Source organism: Fusibacter bizertensis (assembly GCF_029914245.1).
Lineage (GTDB): Bacteria > Bacillota > Clostridia > Peptostreptococcales > Acidaminobacteraceae > Fusibacter_C > Fusibacter_C bizertensis.
Map to the genome: position 1 here is coordinate 157,366 of NZ_JARYZI010000003.1, position 22,169 is coordinate 179,534.

Annotated in this window: 17 protein-coding genes and 1 pseudogene; 2 read left to right on the plus strand and 16 right to left on the minus strand. The window is 34.7% G+C overall.

Going from position 1 to position 22,169, the window contains the following annotated elements:
- Positions 1-93 precede the first annotated feature (93 nt).
- The 7 genes and pseudogenes from uvrA to ftsE all read right to left on the minus strand — a co-directional run.
- A pseudogene (gene uvrA / locus QE109_RS05965) lies at positions 94-2,910 on the minus strand (excinuclease ABC subunit UvrA); the annotation flags it as partial.
- 36 nt (positions 2,911-2,946) lie between these two features.
- Positions 2,947-4,929, minus strand: a complete 1,983-nt coding sequence (gene uvrB / locus QE109_RS05970) for an excinuclease ABC subunit UvrB (protein ID WP_281093503.1) — start codon at positions 4,927-4,929, stop codon at positions 2,947-2,949.
- Between the two features lie 139 nt (positions 4,930-5,068).
- Positions 5,069-5,284, minus strand: coding sequence for a hypothetical protein (locus QE109_RS05975; protein ID WP_281093504.1), 216 nt, complete (start codon positions 5,282-5,284; stop codon positions 5,069-5,071).
- 62 nt (positions 5,285-5,346) lie between these two features.
- A complete protein-coding gene (locus tag QE109_RS05980) occupies positions 5,347-6,561 on the minus strand; it encodes a S41 family peptidase (RefSeq protein WP_281093505.1) in 1,215 nt (404 codons plus the stop codon).
- A 10-nt stretch (positions 6,562-6,571) separates the two neighbouring features.
- Complete coding sequence (locus QE109_RS05985) at positions 6,572-7,711, minus strand: murein hydrolase activator EnvC family protein (protein ID WP_281093506.1); 1,140 nt, start codon at positions 7,709-7,711, stop codon at positions 6,572-6,574.
- A gap of 10 nt (positions 7,712-7,721) precedes the next feature.
- Positions 7,722-8,621: a permease-like cell division protein FtsX gene (gene ftsX / locus QE109_RS05990; RefSeq protein WP_281093507.1), complete on the minus strand. Its 900-nt coding sequence runs from the start codon at positions 8,619-8,621 to the stop codon at positions 7,722-7,724.
- Positions 8,605-9,291: a cell division ATP-binding protein FtsE gene (gene ftsE / locus QE109_RS05995; RefSeq protein ID WP_281093508.1), complete on the minus strand. Its 687-nt coding sequence runs from the start codon at positions 9,289-9,291 to the stop codon at positions 8,605-8,607. Before ftsE ends, ftsX begins: the two co-directional genes overlap by 17 nt.
- Before the next feature lie 188 nt (positions 9,292-9,479).
- On the opposite strand from ftsE, the gene QE109_RS06000 reads away from it, so the two are divergent.
- On the plus strand, positions 9,480-10,052 hold the full coding sequence (locus tag QE109_RS06000; protein ID WP_281093509.1) for a 5-formyltetrahydrofolate cyclo-ligase: 573 nt from the start codon (positions 9,480-9,482) through the stop codon (positions 10,050-10,052).
- 29 nt (positions 10,053-10,081) lie between these two features.
- Here the strand turns inward: QE109_RS06000 and QE109_RS06005 are convergent, their stop codons facing one another.
- The 8 genes from QE109_RS06005 to acpS form a co-directional block, all read right to left on the minus strand.
- Positions 10,082-12,550: a Lon protease family protein gene (locus QE109_RS06005; protein WP_281093510.1), complete on the minus strand. Its 2,469-nt coding sequence runs from the start codon at positions 12,548-12,550 to the stop codon at positions 10,082-10,084.
- Positions 12,551-12,721: 171 nt separating this feature from the next.
- Positions 12,722-13,873 carry a 30S ribosomal protein S1 gene (rpsA, locus tag QE109_RS06010; protein ID WP_281093511.1) on the minus strand — a complete coding sequence of 384 codons (1,152 nt, stop codon included), beginning with the start codon at positions 13,871-13,873 and terminating at the stop codon, positions 12,722-12,724.
- Positions 13,874-13,915: 42 nt separating this feature from the next.
- The gene (locus QE109_RS06015; RefSeq protein ID WP_281093512.1) at positions 13,916-14,665 is read right to left on the minus strand and encodes a WecB/TagA/CpsF family glycosyltransferase; all 750 of its coding nucleotides are present in this window, start codon (positions 14,663-14,665) and stop codon (positions 13,916-13,918) included.
- A gap of 10 nt (positions 14,666-14,675) precedes the next feature.
- Positions 14,676-15,761 (minus strand): polysaccharide pyruvyl transferase CsaB, encoded by a 1,086-nt coding sequence (csaB, locus tag QE109_RS06020; RefSeq protein WP_281093513.1) that lies wholly within the window; start codon positions 15,759-15,761, stop codon positions 14,676-14,678.
- Complete coding sequence (locus tag QE109_RS06025) at positions 15,754-17,919, minus strand: DUF5693 family protein (protein WP_281093514.1); 2,166 nt, start codon at positions 17,917-17,919, stop codon at positions 15,754-15,756. The genes csaB and QE109_RS06025 overlap by 8 nt, the downstream gene beginning before the upstream one ends.
- 58 nt (positions 17,920-17,977) lie before the next feature.
- Positions 17,978-18,334: a type II toxin-antitoxin system PemK/MazF family toxin gene (locus tag QE109_RS06030; RefSeq protein WP_281093515.1), complete on the minus strand. Its 357-nt coding sequence runs from the start codon at positions 18,332-18,334 to the stop codon at positions 17,978-17,980.
- A gap of 111 nt (positions 18,335-18,445) precedes the next feature.
- Positions 18,446-19,618, minus strand: coding sequence for an alanine racemase (gene alr, locus QE109_RS06035; RefSeq protein WP_281093516.1), 1,173 nt, complete (start codon positions 19,616-19,618; stop codon positions 18,446-18,448).
- 140 nt (positions 19,619-19,758) lie between these two features.
- Positions 19,759-20,133 (minus strand): holo-ACP synthase, encoded by a 375-nt coding sequence (gene acpS, locus QE109_RS06040; protein WP_281093517.1) that lies wholly within the window; start codon positions 20,131-20,133, stop codon positions 19,759-19,761.
- A 78-nt stretch (positions 20,134-20,211) separates the two neighbouring features.
- On the opposite strand from acpS, the gene QE109_RS06045 reads away from it, so the two are divergent.
- Positions 20,212-20,748, plus strand: a complete 537-nt coding sequence (locus QE109_RS06045; RefSeq protein ID WP_281093518.1) for an HD domain-containing protein — start codon at positions 20,212-20,214, stop codon at positions 20,746-20,748.
- 14 nt (positions 20,749-20,762) lie between these two features.
- Here the strand turns inward: QE109_RS06045 and QE109_RS06050 are convergent, their stop codons facing one another.
- Positions 20,763-21,908 (minus strand): MFS transporter, encoded by a 1,146-nt coding sequence (locus QE109_RS06050; RefSeq protein ID WP_281093519.1) that lies wholly within the window; start codon positions 21,906-21,908, stop codon positions 20,763-20,765.
- Positions 21,909-22,169: the final 261 nt, after the last annotated feature.

Here is a 22,169-nt window from a genome sequence, read left to right on the forward strand (position 1 = left end):
TTTTTTCTCCGTGATTGTTTTTTCCTCAGTAGTACTAGCTGCTTTTATTGTGGTCTTCTTCTCTTTTTTAGTAACTTCTCTATAATCATCTGTCAGCATATTAACTAGAAACTCGCCAGTATATGAACCTTTAACTCGTGAAACTTCTTCTGGTGTGCCAAATGCAACGATTTCACCGCCATTGTCACCACCATCTGGACCTAAGTCGATAATATAATCTGCAGATTTGATAACATCCAAATTATGTTCAATAACTACTGCAGTATTACCTGCGTCTACTAACTTTTGTATCACATGGATCAAATTATGAACATCTGCAGTATGAAGGCCTGTAGTAGGTTCATCAAGTATATATAAAGTTTTCCCAGTACTAATTTTACTTAATTCTGTAGCAAGCTTTATTCTTTGTGCTTCTCCACCTGAAAGTTGTGTAGACGGTTGTCCTAATTTGATATAACCAAGCCCCACTTCATTAAGGGTTTTAATTTTTCTTTTAATTCTTGGGATATTCGTAAAAAATTCTAAGCTTTCTTCTACTGTCATTTCTAGCACATCCGAAATATTTTTTCCCTTATATTTTACCTCTAAAGTTTCTCTATTGTATCTTTTTCCTTTACATACATCACACTGGACATAAACGTCTGGTAAAAAATGCATCTCAATTTTTATGATACCATCACCTTTACAATGCTCGCATCTTCCACCATTTACATTAAAGCTGAAACGACCTTTTTGATAGCCCCTCATTTTTGCTTCTGGAACCTGCGCAAAAATATCCCTGATATGATCAAATACACCTGTATAGGTTGCTGGATTCGACCGAGGTGTTCTGCCAATTGGTGACTGATCAATCTCTATGACTTTGTCAATATGCTCAAGCCCTAAAACATCATCATGTTTTCCAGCTTTTATACGGCTCTTGTTGATTTTAATAGCACATGTTTTATATAAGATTTCATTGATCAGTGTACTTTTACCTGACCCTGATACACCAGTTATAGCACATAAAACACCTAATGGAATTTCAACATCAATTTTTTTTAAGTTATTTTCATTTGCACCAAGAATTTTGATGCTTTTATCTGTAACTGTCCTTCGTTTTGAAGGAAATAGAATTTTCTTTGCACCTGAAAGGTACTGACCCGTAATTGACGCATCATTTGATAAGATCTCATCTATAGTACCCTCAGCGATGATAAAGCCACCATGTTCGCCAGCACCAGGGCCTAAATCCAAAATATAATCAGCTTGTCTAATGGTATCCTCATCATGCTCCACAACGAGCAATGTGTTACCAAGGTCTGTTAAATTTCTCAATGTTTTTAATAACTTTTCATTGTCTTTTTGATGAAGTCCTATACTGGGTTCATCTAAAATATAAAGTACACCTACTAATCCTGATCCAATCTGCGTTGCCAATCGGATTCGTTGTGATTCACCACCTGAGAGTGTACTGGCAGTCCTTGATAGTGACAAGTACTCAAGTCCAACATTCTTAAGGAACATCAACCTCGCATTGATTTCCTTTAATATCTGTTCAGCGATTTGTTGATTCATTGTATCTAATTTTAAATTATCAAAAAATATAATGGCATCTTTGACGGATAAACAAGTCACTTCCCATATGTTTTTTCCACCTATAGTTACAGCCAGCACTTCATCTTTTAAACGTTTGCCATGACACGAGCTACATTCAATCATACTCATAAACTCGTCTATTTTAGAACGAATATACTCAGAATTAGTCGCTGCATATCTTCTTTCATAATTATTAACAAGACCTTCAAAAGGACGATTAAATTCCGCTTGACCAACGTATTTACTATCATATTGGAATTTGATTTTGCGATCGCCTGTTCCGTAAAAGATTTCATTTTTCACTCTTGTAGGCAAGTCTTTGAATGGTGTATTTATGGAAGCATTGGCCTCTTCAATAAGCGCATGAATCATATTCACATAAAAAGTACCCTCGGCACTATTGGCGATTGGTAAAAGAGCACCATCACTTACCGATAATTTTACATCCGGTACAAGTAATTCTGGATCCACCTTTTTAGTAAAACCCAGTCCATTACAATCAGGGCATGCACCATATGGTGCGTTGAAAGAAAACATACGCGGTTCCATCTCCGCAATCCCTTGACCATGTTCTGCACAAGCAAACTTAGTATTAAAAGTTAAATCTTCTTTTTCGATTAAGTTAATGATGACTACACCCTCAGACAATCTAAGAGCCGTCTCTATAGAATCAGTAAGTCTCTGCTGGATTTCATCTTTGATTATAATTCTATCAATAACCACTTCAATGGTGTTTTTTTTATTTTTCTCAAGTATTATTTCTTCACTCAAATCAAGTGTTTCGCCATTGATTCTAGCGCGTACATAGCCCTCTTTTTTTAGTGCCTCTAACAATTTCTGATGCTGCCCTTTTTTCCCTGTTACCATAGGCGCTAGTACTTGCATTCTCGTGCCTAAAGGTAAAAGCATCACATGATCTACAATTTGATCCACTGACTGTGGTAAAATTTCTATGCCACAAACTGGACAATGGGGTGTGCCAACTCTTGCATATAGTAAACGTAGATAGTCATAAATTTCTGTCACAGTTCCCACAGTAGACCGCGGATTTCGACTGGTGGTCTTCTGATCTATAGAAATTGCTGGTGAGAGCCCCTCAATGTATTCGACATCAGGTTTTTCCATTTGACCTAAAAACTGGCGTGCATATGAAGACAAGCTTTCAACATATCGCCTTTGTCCTTCAGCATAGATTGTATCAAATGCCAAAGAAGATTTACCTGAACCACTTAGTCCTGTAACAACTACTAGTTGGTCTCTGGGAATTGTAACATCGATATTTTTTAAATTATGCTCCTTAGCACCTTTAATAAAAATTGAATTTTTACTCATATATAACCTCATTATGGAATATTTAAAAAAGCAAGATTAGTTCTTAACTTTTAGTGTTTTTAATTCTACAATCATATCACGAAGTTCTGCTGCTCTTTCAAACTGTAAAGTTCTTGATGCTGCAAACATTTCTTCTTCTAATTGAACGATATACTCTTTAAGCTCTTTTTTATTCATTGCTTTAATTTTATCGACATGGTACTCATCAATACTTTCAGCAGCCATTGTGGCTTTAATATCCTCTCGAATACCTTTAATAATACCTTTGGGTGTAATGTTATGTTCTTCGTTATATTGTTGTTGAATTAAACGACGTCTATCAGTTTCATCAATAGCGTATTTCATAGATGCAGTAATACGATCAGCATACATGATTACCCTACCATTTATGTTTCTTGCAGCTCTTCCTATCGTCTGAACTAAGGAGGTCTCTGATCTTAAAAAGCCTTCTTTATCAGCATCTAAAATCGCAACTAAAGAAACTTCTGGTAAATCTAAACCTTCTCTGAGTAAATTGATACCCACCAATACATCAAATACACCTTTCCTAAAATCTCTAATAATTTCCATGCGCTCAAGTGTTTTGATGTCTGAATGCATATATCTTACCTTTATATCAAGTTTCTTAAAATAATCGGTTAAATCCTCTGCCATTTTTTTAGTGAGTGTAGTGACCAAAACACGCTCGTTTTTTATAGTTCTTTCTGTTATTTCACTAAAGAGGTCATCAATTTGACCTTTGATTGGTCTTACTTCAATAACTGGATCTAGTAGGCCAGTTGGTCTAATAATCTGTTCGACAGCCTGCCCACCATGTTCTTTTTCATACGGACCAGGTGTTGCACTTACATACAATGACTGTGGAATCAAATTTTCAAACTCATCAAAATTAAGCGGTCTATTGTCCATCGCAGAAGGTAACCTAAACCCATAATCAACCAAAGATTGCTTTCTTGTCCTGTCTCCACCGTACATCGCACGAATCTGAGGTATACTCACATGAGACTCATCTACTACAAGTAAAAAATCATCTGGAAAATAATCAATCAAAGTATAAGGTCTACTCCCAAGCGGTCTTCCTGAAAGTACACTAGAATAATTTTCGATTCCTTGACAAAACCCCACTTCTCTTAGCATCTCAATATCATATCGTGTTCTTTGTTCAATGCGCTGTGCCTCAATAAGTTGGTTGTTATCTTTAAAATATTTAATTCGATCTTCAAGTTCTGCTTCTATTTTAACAATTGCCTTTTCTAATTTATCTTTAGGTGTAACATAATGCGATGCAGGATAAATTGTTAAATGTGTTCTGTATCCAAGTATTTCACCAGTAAGCGCATTAACTTCAGCAATACGTTCAATTTCATCACCAAATAATTCAATTCTATATGCCCTTTCAAATTCATAAGATGGCATAACTTCTATAATATCGCCTCTTACCCTAAAGGTGTTTCTCGTAAAATTTAAATCATTGCGCATATACTGAATTTCAATTAGTCGCTTCAAGATCTCATCTCTTGACTTTTGAACGCCAGGTCTTATTGAAAGTGTCATATTAGAGTAATCAATTGGATCACCAAGACCATATATACACGAAACAGATGCAACAATAATCACATCTTTCCGCTCAAATAGAGCTGACGTTGCACTATGCCTCAACTTATCTATCTCCTCATTGATAGAAGCATCTTTTTCAATATAAGTATCAGAATGAGCTACATAAGCTTCTGGCTGATAATAATCATAATAAGAAACGAAAAATTCAACTGCATTATCTGGAAAGAACTCCTTGAACTCTGAAGCAAGCTGGGCTGCAAGCGTTTTATTATGTGCGATTATCAGTGTAGGTCTTTGGATTTTTTCGATAATATTAGCTACAGTAAAAGTCTTACCAGATCCAGTAACACCAAGTAATATATTGTGTTTATCTCCACGATTAATGCGAGTCGTTATTTCCTTAATTGCCACCGGCTGATCACCAGTAGGCACATATTCCGACTTAATCTTAAATTGGCTCATTTCCACCTCCGAACACTTGTTCTTTTTATATTATAAAACTTTTCTCCTCACTCGTCAAATAGATGTTCTAATAAAAAATAAGGGGCTGAAAAACACAATGTTTATCAGCACCCTAAAACTCATTTTTACTATTCAAAATTTAATTTAACATCCAATAAGTCAAACCAGCAATACTTCCTATAATCAATACAACAATAATAATGAGTACCCATACAACTGAATGATCGCTCGAATAATCATCTGAACTTTCAGTTTCAATCATTTCTTCAGGATTTTCAGAGCCTTGACCCAAATTAAACTTATCTATAAGGGCTTTGATTTGTTCAGCTTCCTCTTTATAAACTTTGGTGTCCATGGCCTACCTCCAGTCTATTGTGTAAAAATATAAATAGCGAAATCAGACATATTACATACCAACTACTTAAGTTTACCTTGCATCACTTCAATAGCCTTTTGAAGTTGATTGTCATCTGCGTCTGTTGGATTCTCTAGTTCATAATACGCTTCATCTAATTCAACAGTTACATCTGGTTCAATTCCTATACCATGGATATTAGTTCCATTAGGTGTAAAGTACTCAGAAGTCGTCAATTTAAAACCAGTTTCTTCGTTATATGGTTTTACGATTTGAACTATTCCCTTTCCAAATGTAGTGGTTCCAACTATCGTAGCACTATTATGATCTTTAAGTGCGCCTGTCAAAATCTCTGAGGCACTTGCAGAACCACCATCAACTAAAACCACGAGCTGAACATTATATTTGTTTGGATCTGAGAAATATTCTTCATTATCACCATTTCTGCTTTCTGTATAAACAATCAATTCTTTACCCAGAAGGCTATCAGCGATATCAACACATTGACTAAGGTAACCACCTGGATTTTGTCTCAAATCAATTATGACGCCTTTTGCACCCTCTTTAATCAATCCATCCATATGCTTTGTAAACTCTGCCGCAGCATGCTCATCAAACATAGTAAGTCTAAGATATCCAATATTGTTATCAATCATTCTCGATTTGGCAACTTTAATATCAATCCATTCCCTAACAATATCGACATCAAACTTTTCTTTATTTGATGGTCTGTAAATAGTAAGCGTTACAGGTGTTCCAGGCTCACCCTTAATTGTAGCAATTGCTTCGTCCATCAGATCAGCATTTACTGTTTCACCGTTTACACCTATGATTAAATCTTTTGCAATTAACCCCGCCTTATCCGCTGGAGTGTCTTCAATTGGCGCGACTATTTCTATCTCTTTATCGTCATTAGGAGCCAAATAGATTCCAATTCCAGGATATTCACCTGAAGATGATTCCATATAATCTTTAAACTCATCTTTGTTCATATATACAGAATAAGGATCATTCAATACGTCGAAAATTCCTTTTTTCATCCCCTCAATCATCGTTTCATCAGATACTTCTTTATAATAGTTTTGTTCTATATAATTTTTCAATTCCTCAACTTCTCTATATTGATCAAGCGTTTCTTGATAATCTGCCAGAGTAGATTGACTTATAACTACTTTATCACCTGTATCAACCTGTAGTAACGTAGTTACAAAAAATGTTGATATTCCTGTAATTGCAACCAAAAAAATACTTAGCATAACGACATTAAACTTCTTCAATTTATACACCTCAATTTCCTTTAACATAATCTAATGGATCAACATATTCTCCATTCATTCTCACCTCAAAATGCAAATGAGGTCCAGTTGAATAACCAGTATTTCCTGTTTGTCCAATGGTTTCACCTTTTTTTACCACTTGCCCAACACTCACACTAATCACATCAAGATGACCGTAAAGCGTTGTATATCCGCCACCATGGTCGATGATTATCGCTTTTCCATATCCTGCGAACCAGTTGGCAAATATAACAGTGCCTGTTTGTGCTGCAACAAAAGGCGTTTTTCTTGGAGATTCTATATCAATACCTGTATGCATGGTATATTCTTTAGAAATCGGATGTAATCTATTGCCAAAATAAGAACTGATTGAATAGTGCCCAGGATCAGGCCACATCATTTCACCGCCAACGTATGTCGCTGCAAGTTCTAAATTCTTGATTATCTCAGTAATTTGATCTGCTTGATTTAGCATTTCATCTTCAAGTTCAGTCATAGCAGTTTCATCATTTTTTAGTTCTTCTTTATATGCAATTAGGTTTCTTAATGCAATAGTCATTTCATCTTGTTTATTCACCTTAGAATCAACTAAGATTTCTAAATCAGTCTTTATAGATTCTAATTCAAGCTTTTTTGCCTCTATAATATCTCTTTGTTCTTTCAAAAATGTAATTAAATTCTGATCATGTACTACGATCATTTGTATCATGTCAATCCTTGAGAGCAAATCAGTAAAATCCTCAGCGCCAAATAACACTTCTAAATATCCAATAGAGCCCGTTTTATACATAACCCTTAGACGATCATCTAATAAATCATTTTTTTCTGCAATCTTCATTTTAGCGTCTTCTAGCTCATCAGATTTTTTAACAATTTCATCCTCAGTATTGGAAATCTCTATTGTTAATTGATCAATCTCGGATTCCAATGTTTTTATACTAGACTCGACGTTCTTTATTTTTTGATTCGTTTGAGATTGAAGACTCTTGTTTTGATCTATTGAGGCATCTAAAGCCTCTAATTTTTGGTTGAGTTCTTCAAGTTCTCGCTCCCTTTTTTTCAGTTCATCGTTTGCAAAAGTAATCCCAGTTATTATCATAACAAAGGCTAGAAACAATGAGAAAATAGGTAACATTCTTTCTGATTTCATCATTGTCCTCCTAAACATTGAGATACTTCCTCATAGACCAGATACTACCTAAAGCACCTATCCCCGCACCAATAATCAAGAATAGAAATATAACATCTTTCATTATACTTTCTGGTGGGATCACATATGCAGAAACTAGAACATAAAAGTCCGAATGCATCATATTAAAAACGTAATCATATGAGATTTTCATTAACCCTGCTGAGATTCCAGCGCCAATTAATCCAAGCAATGTCCCTTCAGCTAAAAATGGCCAACGTATAAACCAATTGGTTGCACCAACATACTTCATAATATTAATTTCTCTATGTCTAGATGTAACTGTTAACTTGATGGTATTGTGAATGATAAATGTGGAAATCGCAATTAACACAAATATAACGATAATACCAGTTTTTCTCACAGCTTCAGTGATTGATAGAAGTTGCTCAACTATATCTTGATAAGACTTGATCTCTTCAATTCCATCTAAATCTTTTATCTCTGATAGAACTTCACCCGAGTAATATATATCACGAAGATAAATAATTAATGAGCTTGGTAAAGGGTTAGATTCAAGCCCTTCCAATAAGTATGCGTTATCTTTCCAAGACTCTTTCATACGTTTAAGTGCGTCACTTTTACTTTCATAGGAAACTGACATAACACCATCAACAGATTCAATCTTTTCTTTAATTTTAGTAATTTCTTCAGAAGTTAAATCATCAACTAAATAGGCTTGAATTGAATCAAATTGGTCTTTTGCAGATTGCGCCATGGCGTTGATGTTAATTATAATTGCGAAAATAATGCCAAGAATCATCAAAGTTGCAGAAACAGATGATATTGAAGCAATACTCATCAATCTATTTCGCCATAAACTTTTAACTGCTTCCTTTAACGTAAAAATCGGTTTAATCGTCATAGCCATACACCCCTACTTTGTCATCTCTTGCAATCTGTCCGTTTTCTAGGGCAATGACGCGTTTTTTCATAATATCGACAATTTCTCTATCATGAGTTGCCATAAGAATCGTAGTTCCCCTACGATTTATGGTTCTAAGCACCTTCATAATCTCCCATGATGTATCTGGATCTAAGTTACCAGTAGGTTCATCAGCTATTAATATAGGTGGGTTATTGATAATTGATCTTGCAATTGAAACTCTTTGTTGCTCTCCACCTGATAATTGGTTAGGATAAAAATTACCCTTACCTGTTAACCCAACTAATGCCAAAATCATTGGTACTTGCTTTCTTATATTTCGATGTGGTGTTCCAGTTATCTCCATTGCAAAAGCAATATTTTCATAAACTGTTTTGTTTGGCAATAAACGAAAATCCTGAAAAACGACGCCTACTTTACGCCTGAGATACGGAACACGTCGTCTGTGCAACTTTGTAATATCCATATCATCTACGACCACATTGCCAGTAGTCACGTTCACTTCTTTTAGGACGGCTTTAATAAAAGTCGATTTACCAGCACCACTGGGACCCACTATAAACACAAACTCACCTTTATCTATCTTAACATTGACGCGATCGAGCGCTTGAACACCATTATCATACTTTTTTGAAACATTTTGAAACTCTATCATATATTTCTCCTACTTAGTTTGCATAAAGGATTAGGCTGTTAACGTTTACAGAATCGGTTCTCTGATATTATTATAATCATTATAGACCACTTCGTAAACCCTATATCCATTATACCTATACTTCTATGCAATTTTAATAGTATAATTGATTATAATTATTAAATAAATATTACACCGAGGTGAACGAAATGGACAAACGCCAACTTAGGAAAGCAATTATTTTAAAAAGGGCAGATCTAGCACCACAATCACGAACAAAGGCAGAACAAATGATTGGAAAGCAGTTATTTGATATGCAGTGTTTTAAAAATAGTCACCATGTCTCTTCATTTGTAAGTTTTAGAGATGAAATAGAGATGCAAGCTATAAATGAAATGATCCTTAAAGAAGGAAAAGTTTTGGTTTTACCTTACATTGATATGGCGGTTAAAAAAATGACATTTCATGTTGTTAAGTCTCTTGATTCACTTATTAAAAATACTTATGGTATTTTAGAGCCCAATCCTGAACTACATCCACAGATTAATTTCAAGGATATAGATTTAGTTCTAACGCCAGGCGTAGCATTTGATCAAAAAGGCTTTAGGCTTGGATATGGGGGAGGATTTTATGACCGTTTCTTCAGTCAAATTGAAAAGACGATTCCCAAGATAGGAATCGCCTTTGAATTACAAGTCGTTGAATCACTTGAAGTAGAATCGTATGATCAACCGATTACGCACCTCCTCACAGAAACAGGACTACGAATATTTAACCATTGAAAAAGTGAAAGTAAGCAAATGGTACGATCCTATTCCTCAGAAGACTTACTTACTTTTTTTTGAGAGGCTCTAGTTGTTTTTTCAGTAACTGGAGTCTCTTTTGTTTTTGTTTTGGATTCTTTTGCTAAGTGCTGTAAACGCTGATCTACCATTGCATATACTGTACCTTTCTCAAAATTACCATCTTTTGTGCGTTTTCCTGGTTTGCGACCGGTTAGTATCTCAATGCCCTCATCAACATGTGAAATCGCCCAAATGTGGAAGGTTTTATTGCGAACTGCATTGACAATTTCATCATCTAGCATTAGATTTTTAACATTTTGAATAGGGATAATAACACCTTGTTCATTGTTCAACCCCTTAATTTTACAAACTTTATAATACCCTTCAATTTTCTCGTTAACACCGCCGATAGGTTGAATATAACCACGCTGATTAACAGAACCAGTCACTGCAATTGCTTGATTAATTGGAACACCAGATAAGTCCGAGATCAAAGCATAGAGTTCTGTACTAGATGCACTATCTCCATCCACTCCAGAATACAGTTGTTCAAAAACAATACTTGCAGTCAATGCTAAAGGTTTGTCTTGAGCAAACATTTTTCCTAGATAGCCCGTCAATATCATAACGCCCTTATCATGAATTTTTCCGCTTGTTCTCGCCTCACGTTCAATATTAATAATGCCTTGACGACCTTGGTAGGTTGAAACTGTAATTTTAGAAGGCTTTCCAAAAGAATACTGGCCCGATCCAACCACTGCAAGTCCATTAATTTCTCCAATTTTAAAGCCATTAACATCAATTAAATAGACACCTTCTTTGTATAAATCCATTGTATTCTCTTCATATTTGTTTGCTCGTAATTTTCTCTCTTCTAAGGCTTTTTGGACATGTTCGTGTGTCACTGTACCTTCTTTATAATAATTAGCCCATGCATCCGCTTCTATGATGATGTCTCCTAACGTTTTAAGATGTGCTGTCAGCTTGTTTTGGTCATCCGATAAACGAGTTGCATGCTCAACTAGAAGTGCCACCGCATCAGGCGTAAAATGACTTAGACCCTCCATTTGACATTTTGTTGATACAAATCGAGCAAACTTTTCGATGTTTTCCTTATTTCGATCCATCTCTACATCGAAGTCTACCATAACCTTGAACAATTTTTGGAACTCTTCATCGTATGCGTTTAAAATGGAGTAGGTATAATAATCTCCTATTATGATCACTTTTACATCTATTGGAATCGCTTGCGGTCTAATAGTTTGAGACACAAGAGCACCAGCTGAGGCAGCACGTGAATCAATGGTTACAGACTCATCTAAAAGACTTCTTTTCAGACTCTTCCAAGAATATGGATTACTTAAAATATCTTTTGCAAGTAGAATTAAGTAACCACCATTTGCACGATGCAATGCACCTGGCTTAATCATAGTGAAATCAGTCTTCATTACACCCATTTCATTTTGATATTCTATACTACCAGCCATATTATAGTAAGTTGGATTGGATTCAAATATAACAGGAGCTCTTTTCGCCTCACTATTGTCTACAAATAAATTAATTCGATATCTCTCAAAAAATGTTTCAGGGTTATGTTGAGAAGCCGCAAATAATGCCAATGGATTGTTTTCATCATCATCCTCTTCTACTTCTTTAAATGCCTCCAAATTTTCAACGATATCATCTTCTATTGAATCAATATAGTGCTTAATATCCTCATTGTCTTTGTTTTTATCTTTGATACTCTCTAAGTGAAACTTAACAAGATGTCTTACCATTTGTTCATCTAAACTTTTGAGTTTGTTTCTTAGGTTTTCCTCTTCAATTCTTAGCTTGTTGAATAAATCAATGGTTTCCAAACTCAACTTTTGAGAGTTGCTCATCAAAACTTCATATTCCTTTTGAGAGATGCTATGATAATCTTCTTCGTTCATTGGTTTTCCATCTTTTAATGGGATACTTACTATGCCTTTCTCAGTTAATGAAAATAAGAAACCATACTTTTTACCGAGTTCGTTTAACTTGTCAACGATACTATTGGACTGTATATTATATTCTTCTACTAATTTTTGCTTTGCATTTTCATAATCTCTACTGGAAAAAATCTCAATAATACCTCTTCTCAAAAAACGAATAGAGCGATCTACTTGTTTAATGATATTTTTTCCTTGCCCATTAGTTACTTTTATCGCTATGGGATGGTATGGATCTTTAAAATTATTGACATATAACCAATCGCTTGGTGCAGATCGTTTAATGGCTTGTTCTTCAGTCAGCATGTTAACAAAACTATTTCTACCCGTGCCCCATTGTCCAGATACATATATGTTATAGCCTTTTCGAGTAACTCCAAGTCCAAACTCTAGTGCATTCTTAGCCCGATCTTGGCCTATGATACCTCGAATTGGGCTTAGCTCTTCAGTTGTTTTAAACTCAAAAGACTCTGAAGCGCATTTGTTCGTCAATTGGTCAGGTTTTAATCTTAGATTGTCCATTAAAGGCCTCCTGTAGAATATATATTTTATCATAAGTATTGTCATATCTATTTGTTACCCTTTTTTATACTCTAATAACAAAAAATCTTCAGTCATGAAATTTACATATTTTTACCAAAATTATAAGCCGTTAAAAAAAGCTGTTGATTAGATCAACAGCTTTTCAAAAAATTAAAATTTTAAGTTTTTTAGTTTATCACCAAACAAATCAGATAATGTTGCAGGAGCAGAGTCTTCTTCCGGCATCAAGCTTTCATAATCTTCTAAATCCATGCCAGTAACAGCTTTCAAACTTAATGACATTCTATGATTATCAACGTCAAGTTCTAGAACCATGACTTCAATTTCATCACCAACTTGCACAACTTCATTTGGTCTTGTGACATGGTTCTCAGATAACTCTGATATATGCACTAAGCCTTCTACGCCTTCTTCAACTTCAACGAAAGCGCCAAAATTCATCAAACGTGTCACTTTTCCTTTAACAACATCACCAACTGCATATCTTGTCGAAATTGTTTCCCAAGGATTTTCTTGTACCTGAGCGAGTTTTAGTGAAACCTTTTCTTTTTCTCGTTCTACTTTAAGTACAATCACATCAACTACATCACCTACATTTAAAATCTCAGATGGATTTTTCACACGACGCCATGACATCTGAGAAACATGAATTAAACCATCTATAGCACCTAAGTCAACAAATGCACCATAATCCGCTAAACGAACAACAGTACCAGTGAGTTGGTCATCTACATTGATCCTAGATAGTTGATCTGACTTTTGAGCTGCTAATTGTCTTTTAAGTACATTCTTATGAGACGCGACAACTTTTTTAGTTGCCATTTGATATTCAGATAACTCAACCTCTAATGTCATCCCTATATAAGATGATAAATCTTCAATATATGAAAGCGCCAACTGTGATGCTGGTATGAAAACCGATGCACCTTTATAGAGGCCTACTACACCACCTTTAACGGCTTCTTTAACTTTAATATTAAAAGTAATCTGACCATCAAATAACTTTTGAAATTCATCCCATACGATTATTTCAAATGCTTTTTTTAATGATAACAAAACATTACCATCGCCATCGTCTAATTTTAAGATATAGACCTTAATCTTTTGACCTTCCTTAAAATCAATTGGATTGCCATCAGGAATCTCTGCTTTTGGCAAAATTCCATCTGCCATGTAATTGATATTGACCATCACTTCATCTGAGTTAGATGATATGACAGTTCCTTCTACAACATCACCTGAATACAAACGTTCTGTAGTACCATATTGATTTAGTAATTCTCCCATAGTTTGATTTTCCATTAGATTTTCCTCCATTTAATTATTGAATTCAACCTTAACTAATTAATCTTCAATGTGTTTTGTGAAAAGTACCTTCAACATGAATTTAGGTAAAATAAGCATTCTTTTAAACCTAGTCGGTTGCTTTATCAAACGATAAAACCACTCAAGTCCGAGTTTTTGAAAGATAACTGGTGCTCGTCTCACAGTACCTGCCCAAACATCCAGCGCACCACCTACCCCCATGGCAACACTTGCATTTATTGTTTTCTTATATCTATGGATCCATTTTTCTTGTTTAGAAGCACCAAGTGCTACAAACAATATATCTGGTTTTTTTTCATTGATTTCATCTAATATCTTAAGTTCTTTACCGGTTTCAAAATAGCCATCTCTCGTGCCGACTATATTTAAGTTCGGGTGAGCTAGTTTAATATTTTCAGCTGCCATTTCAGCAACTCCAGGTTTTCCACCAAATAAGAAAATTGATTTACCGGCTCTGTTACAATACTCAAGCATTAAATCCATTAACTCAATGCCAGGCACCCGATCATTTAGCCCCAAATGGTGTACTTTTGATGCAAGTACAATACCGATTCCATCGGGGATAACTAAATCGCCTTCATTAAGAACCACCTTAAACTCATCATCCTCTTGTGCCATCATGACGATTTCAGGATTTGGTGTATAAATTGTTCTTAATCTCTCATTGCCCATAAATCCAATAAATTTCTTATTTGCCTCTTCCAAGGTTACATTATCAAAACGTACACCGAAAATTTTCACAGTTGATGCGGCTTTTTCAATTGCCATAATTCCTCCATTAAAGTACCTTTTTAAGCATGATATCGTTTATATCCAATCGTTTCCTCAAGGTTTTCTTTGCTTCTAAAACTTCCAACTTTTTAACTGCATATTGATCTTCCAATGCTTCAACTGCATCTATTATGACCTCCGAAGAAAATGTAGACATACTACATACTGGTTTCATAGAAATCATATCCATAAAGTTTTCAATTTTAGGGTCGTAGCTGACTCCAATAAATGGAATCTCAGCGACTAAAGAGAAGATTAGCGAATGCAATCTAGAACCAACTAACATATCTATATTTTGAAGTATACTCATAAACTCATCAGAGTTATATTTATTGTTAATAAAATACACATGTGAATCGGTAAATTCATGAATGTCTTCATAAATTTTAGTATCATTCTTATAATAAAAAGGGATAAAAATTACAGAGTGTTTTTTTGCAAGTTCATTAGCAAGCTTTATCAACTGTGCTCTTTTTTCCTCAGTTCTAAAGTCTTTTTGTCTTATTGCTATTGCAAGACGTTTCCTCGAGTCATCAATAATGCCTAACTCTTTTAGAATTTTTTCACCAACGTCTTTTGGCTGCATATCCATCGCAATGACTAAATCTGCAGATACTGAAACTTTTGATGGCTTTACACCAATTTCTTCAAGGAGCTGTCTTGAATTGTCATCCCTTACCGTTGTATGATCAACTTTATTTAAAATCTTAGCAACTTTACGTTTATTACTGTCTCTAATTAATGGGCCAATTCCATTGCTTATCAAAAATACTTTTTTTCTAAGAAATAAACCCATTTTCAAAATAGCAAGATAGTAGTGTATACTTCTAGCACTTGTATCATCTTGTAGCAAACTTCCTCCACCACTTAGCAGAATCTTTGATTTTCGAATTGCATTGAATACTTTAAAGGCATCACGTCTATTGATGGCTTTGACTCCAAATTTTAACATCGTTTCTTCTGGGCTATGAGACAAAACAGTAATCTCAACATTTGGATCTAGTTTCTTTAACTGCTGTGTTAGTGTTTTCAAGATTGCTTCATCACCAATATTATGAAAACCATAAAACCCAGAAATAACTATTTTATTCATATTTTTTACTCCCAAAATGTGACACATATACTTTATTTAATAAATCCAATATTACGATGACCACTATGCCAATCACTAGTGAAAATGCAAGTGATGTTAGTTCTCTTACTGTTGATAAATATACTGGTGCTCTTGAATGACAGAATGTATTCACCACTGATGTCAATCCAATTACAGCACCAAACAAACATGGGAATAAAAGTTTGTTATATCCTCTTGCAGCAAAATATATACCTGCTGAGAGCGCAGGAAATGCTAAGAAAATTTCTTTAGTCCTCGGTCTAGCTAAAACTACATCTTCTAAAAAGTTTCTAAAAATCAATTCTATATCCAACACTTCAATATTAGTGTCATGTCCTGAACGCGCTAGGTAAACATAGAAAACACCAGCTAGCGCTACCGCAATTAAAGCATAATATAACTTTACATCTTCCGTAAGAAAACGTTTTATATCATCAATAAAATAAGTGTTCTCGTCAAGCTCTCTTACTTGACGCTTATAGCCCAATTTTATTATATAGATGATTACAAAAGCAAAAATTGGAAGAAGTAAGCTCGCCTTAACACCTCTGAAGTAACTAATTTCAAGTAAATAATCAGCTCTAGAGATATAGCTCGCAACATATAGTCCACCAAGTAAACACATTGTAACAGCAACACTTAACGCAGTTGCATACTTAGCAATTATACCTTTAAGTGTAAATACTTTATTACTCAACATCATGTCCTTAACAAACTCGATTAAGAATAAAATCGCAAGTATTGGGAATACATTGGCAGCTGTAAACGCAAAGAGTTCAATACTCAAATTGGGCGCAACAAAATTAATTGCAACAATACCTAGTAAACCAACAGCAAATAGAATCCACTCAAATTTCTCAGCTATATCAAAAACGAGTTTTAATAAAATTAATCCTAATATCAAAAGACCAAAAGCAGATAGGATCACCAAGTAAATAGAGGCATTATGATATGGCATAACACTTGGTTTTCCAATTGTTATATGATGTGCTTCCAATCGAGTCGCCAATCCATCAAAGGTTTTCTTATATTCATCTAAGTCCGTATAATAAGTGAATTTACTATCTTTGTAGGGTCTAAAATAAATGACTCTAATATTTCTCTCTGTTATTGCACGATATAATGTATTCTCGATTTCCTTAGCACCTTCATAATAGCCAAGGTAATTGTACCTCTGTTGAATGTATTCAATCATCGGGAATACTCTCACGACATTATAATCTAAGTCTTTAGCTAAAGTATCAATACCACGTTGTTCTGAAAATCCAAGTTGATCTGCAGCTTCAACCATTCCTATTGGAAGATTAAGCGCTTTTAATTTATCATACAATTCTTGAGAATAATTACCCTTTTCAGCGGTATAACTCATGACCTCTCTACCATTAAATATAATGACATTAGGCATTGCGTCGTACTTTTCCACTTCATTAAAATAAGCATCCACGAGTTTATCATTGTATTTATCATAGTTACTTGGTCTTAAGTTTACATCTAATCCAGTATTAAGAACATTGTTCACTTTAACAGGATCATATCCCATACCAATATCTTCAATCACTGATGATACGGCTTCTCTTGGTAATTTTATTCCACGTGATAGATAATCTTTGTATCTCATATCTTCAGTAAAATAAATATCCTTAATTGTTCCCTTTAGAACAATCGTTTTAACGGATCCTTCGTCAAAAAAATGATAAAATTCAGAATCATATCTTGCTTCAATTCCCGATTTTAAAAAATCATAAATAGAAGAATCGTAAGTCCTCACAACAATATCAAAGTCACCCGTTTGATCACTATTTAGATATTCAAGTGCCTTTGGACCATAATTCTCTTTCCAATCTAAATCTTTTATAAGATTTTTATACAAACTGTATTCAAGTGGTTTTTGTTCATCCACCATACTATAAAGTGTTTCTTCTTTTAATACAACCCCTGTCACACCCGCATCTTTAAGCACAGTAAAAAGTTCTGATTCAGTCATTCCTTGTTGATTTGCCATTATCGCAAATTCTTCGTAATCCGCAAGAATTTCAACACTTTTCGTTTGCCTTTCTACATCTATGCGACCGTAAAGCAACACACCGGTTGCAATTACGCTAATTAATAAAATTACCAAATATAGTTTCTTTTTCAAGTAATGCCTCCACTATTTGTGATTATCATGAAAAAACCTGCATATAAATATACAGGCATTATGTAGCGTCATCATATAAACCCAAGCTGATCACAAGTGCTTTATCAACACGTAACATCACATCACCCTCAAGTTGTCCCAGCTTTTGAATTAATCTTGTTTTGTCAATTGTCCTAACTTGCTCTAATAATACAACTGAATCTTTTAGCAAACCAACCTGTGAAGCACCAACTTCAACATGTGTTGGAAGCTTTGCTTTGGCAATCTTTGCGGTTATTGCTGCTATAATTACAGTCGGGCTATATTTATTACCAATATCATTTTGTATAATCAATACAGGTCTTTGTCCACCCTGTTCCGAACCACGAACAGGAGATAAATCCGCAAAAAAGACATCGCCTCGTTTAATATTCACTTCCTAAATCATCTCCATTCAAATAGTACTTATTCTCCATAAGCACATGTAGGTGTATTCACCAATAATTTTAATGATACCATAAAATTATATTTTCTACCACAAAGAACTCTATTTTTGCCTCAAAATCATGTCTACAACTTCAAACGCCTTTCCATCTAAGATATATCGTCTTGGAACACGTTTGCCTATCATACATACAATTTCATAGTTTATTGTACCCAAAATTTCAGCATACCTATCAATATGAATTTGTACTGCGTCAGCTTCACCAAATAAAGTAACAGTATCACCTACATTTACTGTTAAATCATTTACCTCCATCATACATTGATCCATACAAATTCTACCTATAATTGGTTTGATCACACCGTTGATGATCCCTATTGCTTTATCAGTCAGTTGCCTTGTAAAACCATCAGCGTAACCAATCGGCAACGTTGCTACTTGAGTTGGTTGAGGTGCAATGAACTTTAGACCATAACTTACGCCTTCACCTGACTCAACAGTTTTTACATGTGCTACTTTAGCTTTTAGAGACATTACTGGTCTTAACTCCACACGGTCTTTTTTCACATCATTAGAAGGATACAGCCCATACAGCATGATTCCTGCTCTTACCATATCAAAGTGATATTCAGGAAGATCAATAATACCTGCACTATTACATACATGCTTAATCGGTATAATTACATTGTTACTTTCTAGTCGCTTAATCATATCTTGAAACAAACGAACTTGATGATGTGTAAAAGTCTTATCAAGTTCATCCGCAACTGCAAAATGAGTAAATATCCCTTCAATTGTCAGGTACGGCATCTCTGCAATTTTGCAAATATCTAAAACAGTTTGATCATTAATCTCCATACCGATGCGTCTCATACCTGTATCGAGTTTTATATGAACCTTTAATTTACATCCTAACTTTTCAGCAGCCTTGTTAAAAGCATAAGCTTGTTCATAAGAATATACTGTTTGAATAATTCTCATTTTAATTGCATCTTCGATTAACTCATCAGGTGTATAGCCTAACACCATAATTTCAGTTTCCGAAAAAGCACTTCTAAGTTGTAGTGCCTCTGATAAAGTTGCAACAGCAAAACGATCTGCGCCATTTTTAAGAAGGGTTTTGGCCACTTGAAGTGCTCCATGTCCATACGCATCGGCTTTAATAACTGCAGAAATTATAGTACCTTCTTTTGTAATCCTTTTTACCTGCACCATATTATGTGCTAGATGATCGAGATTAATATCAGCCCAGACTGGTCTTGTCAATGTATTCATAAACATTTCTCCATCATTTTATTTTGAAGAATCGCATCTTGTCACTTAAGTCTATAAAACGCCATTTTGTTGATCATAGTATGAAATACCTTGTTTATTTTACCGCTTTTTTGCAAATAATACTATATTAAATTTATCTTTTACAAACTAAGGGCGATGGCAAACGCTACAGCATAGTCTTTAGAATGTGAAATCGATAGTTCTATGGCAGTAATTCCCAAAGATTCTGCAATAGTCTTCGCATTTCCTTCTAAAACGACAATTGGCTTACCCATTTCATTTCTTAGAACTACAATATCAATTAAATTAAACCCTCTTATGCCAGTACCAAAAGCCTTTGATATCGCTTCTTTTGCTGCGAAACCTGCTGCTATAGTTTCAACTTTCATTTGTTTTTCTTTAAACAACTGATTCTCATCATCAGAAAAATTTCGCGTTAAGAATCTTGGATTTCGTTCTAATATCTCTTTAAATCTTTTAATCTCTACAATATCAACACCATTTCCATAAATCATCACATACACCTCTAAAATAATTGTTAGTAACTGTTTCACATTTTGTGATAAAATAAAATCAAAATTCAAGGAGAACCTATGCTAATCTATAATGCTATACACACTGCAATTAAAGCCCATGAGGGACAAATCAGAAAACTTGATCAAGATATTTATGTAGCACACCCTATTGAAGTTGGTATCACTTTAGCCAAACACAACTTATCAGATGAAGTTATCATCGCTGGGATTTTACACGATACAGTAGAAGACACACCACTGACACTTGAAGATATCAAACGTGAATTTGGACCAATTGTGGCTTTATATGTCAAATACTGTTCAGAAACCAATAAAGAGGATTCTTGGAAAAAACGAAAACTAAACTATCTTGCAAACTTATCTCAAGCACCTATGGATGTTCTCTATATTGTATGTGTAGACAAGCTAACAAATATAAAAAGTATTTATAGGCATCTAGACAGATTAGGTGAACCCTTATGGGATAAATTTAATGCTGGCTATGAAGACCAAAAATGGTATTATACTGCAATTCTTGATTTGTTAAGACCTATTGCTGATCATCCCCTATATGCTGAACTTGAACACCAGATCGCAATTGTTTTTAACCATTAATTCTAGGATATAGATTAGATTCGTGTTTTTTGTTGTCTCCAGTTCAAAGCCGTAAAGAAAAACATAAACACGATTGAAACCAATATTGAGCTTATGATGGCAATCGCCCCATATCGATCTGCAACTTTACCAGTTAAATACGGCATGATAGTAGCGCCAATACCACCGCCTGAGATGACAATTGCGGTTGCTACGCCTGATCCACGGATATGTCGATTGGCATCAGCTATCGTCAGTGGATAAATGCCCGCAAGTGATAGACCTATACATATAACAGAAAGGGCTATCCAAACTTCAGAAGTGCTTAACCAAAATATAAACATTCCCAAAAATGCTGTAAAGCTGACACAGACAAGGTACTTTGCTTTATCCATCTTTCTCCCAAAGGTTCCTGTTGCAAATCGCCCGAATATCATGGTTAACCATAACGTCGACAGTAGCCCTTGAGAAAAACCTTCCGAGAAATTAAGTCCAGTTTCAAGATAACTTACCATCCAACCACTAAAAGCGTTCTCAACCCCTACATAGAAAAATAAAATAAACATATATATGATAATGTAGCGCCAAGGCAATTTGATTCGGTGATTATCATTTTGCCTCATTGGCTTAATAAATGGAATTTTCATTTTGATAGCTATAATTTCTGCAATCAAAGCCATGAGTGCTAAAATAAACATCAAGTGTTTCCAAGTGAAGCCTATCATTAAAAGACCATTGAATAACAATGGAACAACAAAAGCGCCCACGCCAAAAGACATATGAAGTAAGCTCATGGCTTTTGAATCCCCTTCGCTTGAATCATTCACTAGTATGTTTACAACTGAGTTACAAAATCCCCATCCAAGTCCTAATACCAACACACCAAAATATATTGTAACTAAACAGTTAGAAGAAGCTAAAATTAATAACCCCAATATATAGCCTGCATTTCCAATCAATAGCACCCATTTGTGGCCTATACCATCCACTAAAATCCCACTGATCAACCCATTTATTAAATAACTCGCAGAAAATATTGCCAATATTAACCCACCTTGTTCAAAGGTCAATGTGAATTCTCTTCTTATATATGGCATTGTAGCGCCAAAAGAGATGACGATCATCCCCATGACCATAAACCCAAAATAATTTCCCCAAATAATTAAACGATTATTCTCCATTACTTTGACCAATCCTTCCTTAAACCATAAATGGCTTAATCGCTGAAGTAGATGTGCAGTTAAAGTTTATTTCTTTTTACAAGCAAAGTCAATATCCCATTTTTTACCATGACAAATCAAAAAAAAAGACGCATCCAATGCGTCGGAATTGACAATTTACATTTATTAAAAAAGGGGGGATAAATGTAAATCTATATGCAATTCAATCTTATTAACCTGTCAACGATATTGATATTATCATTTGTGAACTATATCGTCAAT

What these genes read in the sequence shown, in the direction of transcription:
- uvrB (WP_281093503.1), bottom strand. Translation starts at nt 4,929, where the DNA reads ATGAGCCAATTTAAGATTAAGTCGGAATATGTGCCTACTGGTGATCAG.
- QE109_RS05975 (WP_281093504.1), bottom strand. Translation starts at nt 5,284, where the DNA reads ATGGACACCAAAGTTTATAAAGAGGAAGCTGAACAAATCAAAGCCCTT.
- QE109_RS05985 (WP_281093506.1), bottom strand. Translation starts at nt 7,711, where the DNA reads ATGAAATCAGAAAGAATGTTACCTATTTTCTCATTGTTTCTAGCCTTT.
- ftsX (WP_281093507.1), bottom strand. Translation starts at nt 8,621, where the DNA reads ATGGCTATGACGATTAAACCGATTTTTACGTTAAAGGAAGCAGTTAAA.
- ftsE (WP_281093508.1), bottom strand. Translation starts at nt 9,291, where the DNA reads ATGATAGAGTTTCAAAATGTTTCAAAAAAGTATGATAATGGTGTTCAA.
- QE109_RS06000 (WP_281093509.1), top strand. Translation starts at nt 9,480, where the DNA reads ATGGACAAACGCCAACTTAGGAAAGCAATTATTTTAAAAAGGGCAGAT.
- QE109_RS06005 (WP_281093510.1), bottom strand. Translation starts at nt 12,550, where the DNA reads ATGGACAATCTAAGATTAAAACCTGACCAATTGACGAACAAATGCGCT.
- rpsA (WP_281093511.1), bottom strand. Translation starts at nt 13,873, where the DNA reads ATGGAAAATCAAACTATGGGAGAATTACTAAATCAATATGGTACTACA.
- QE109_RS06015 (WP_281093512.1), bottom strand. Translation starts at nt 14,665, where the DNA reads ATGGCAATTGAAAAAGCCGCATCAACTGTGAAAATTTTCGGTGTACGT.
- csaB (WP_281093513.1), bottom strand. Translation starts at nt 15,761, where the DNA reads ATGAATAAAATAGTTATTTCTGGGTTTTATGGTTTTCATAATATTGGT.
- alr (WP_281093516.1), bottom strand. Translation starts at nt 19,618, where the DNA reads ATGAATACATTGACAAGACCAGTCTGGGCTGATATTAATCTCGATCAT.
- acpS (WP_281093517.1), bottom strand. Translation starts at nt 20,133, where the DNA reads ATGATTTATGGAAATGGTGTTGATATTGTAGAGATTAAAAGATTTAAA.
- QE109_RS06045 (WP_281093518.1), top strand. Translation starts at nt 20,212, where the DNA reads ATGCTAATCTATAATGCTATACACACTGCAATTAAAGCCCATGAGGGA.
- QE109_RS06050 (WP_281093519.1), bottom strand. Translation starts at nt 21,908, where the DNA reads ATGGAGAATAATCGTTTAATTATTTGGGGAAATTATTTTGGGTTTATG.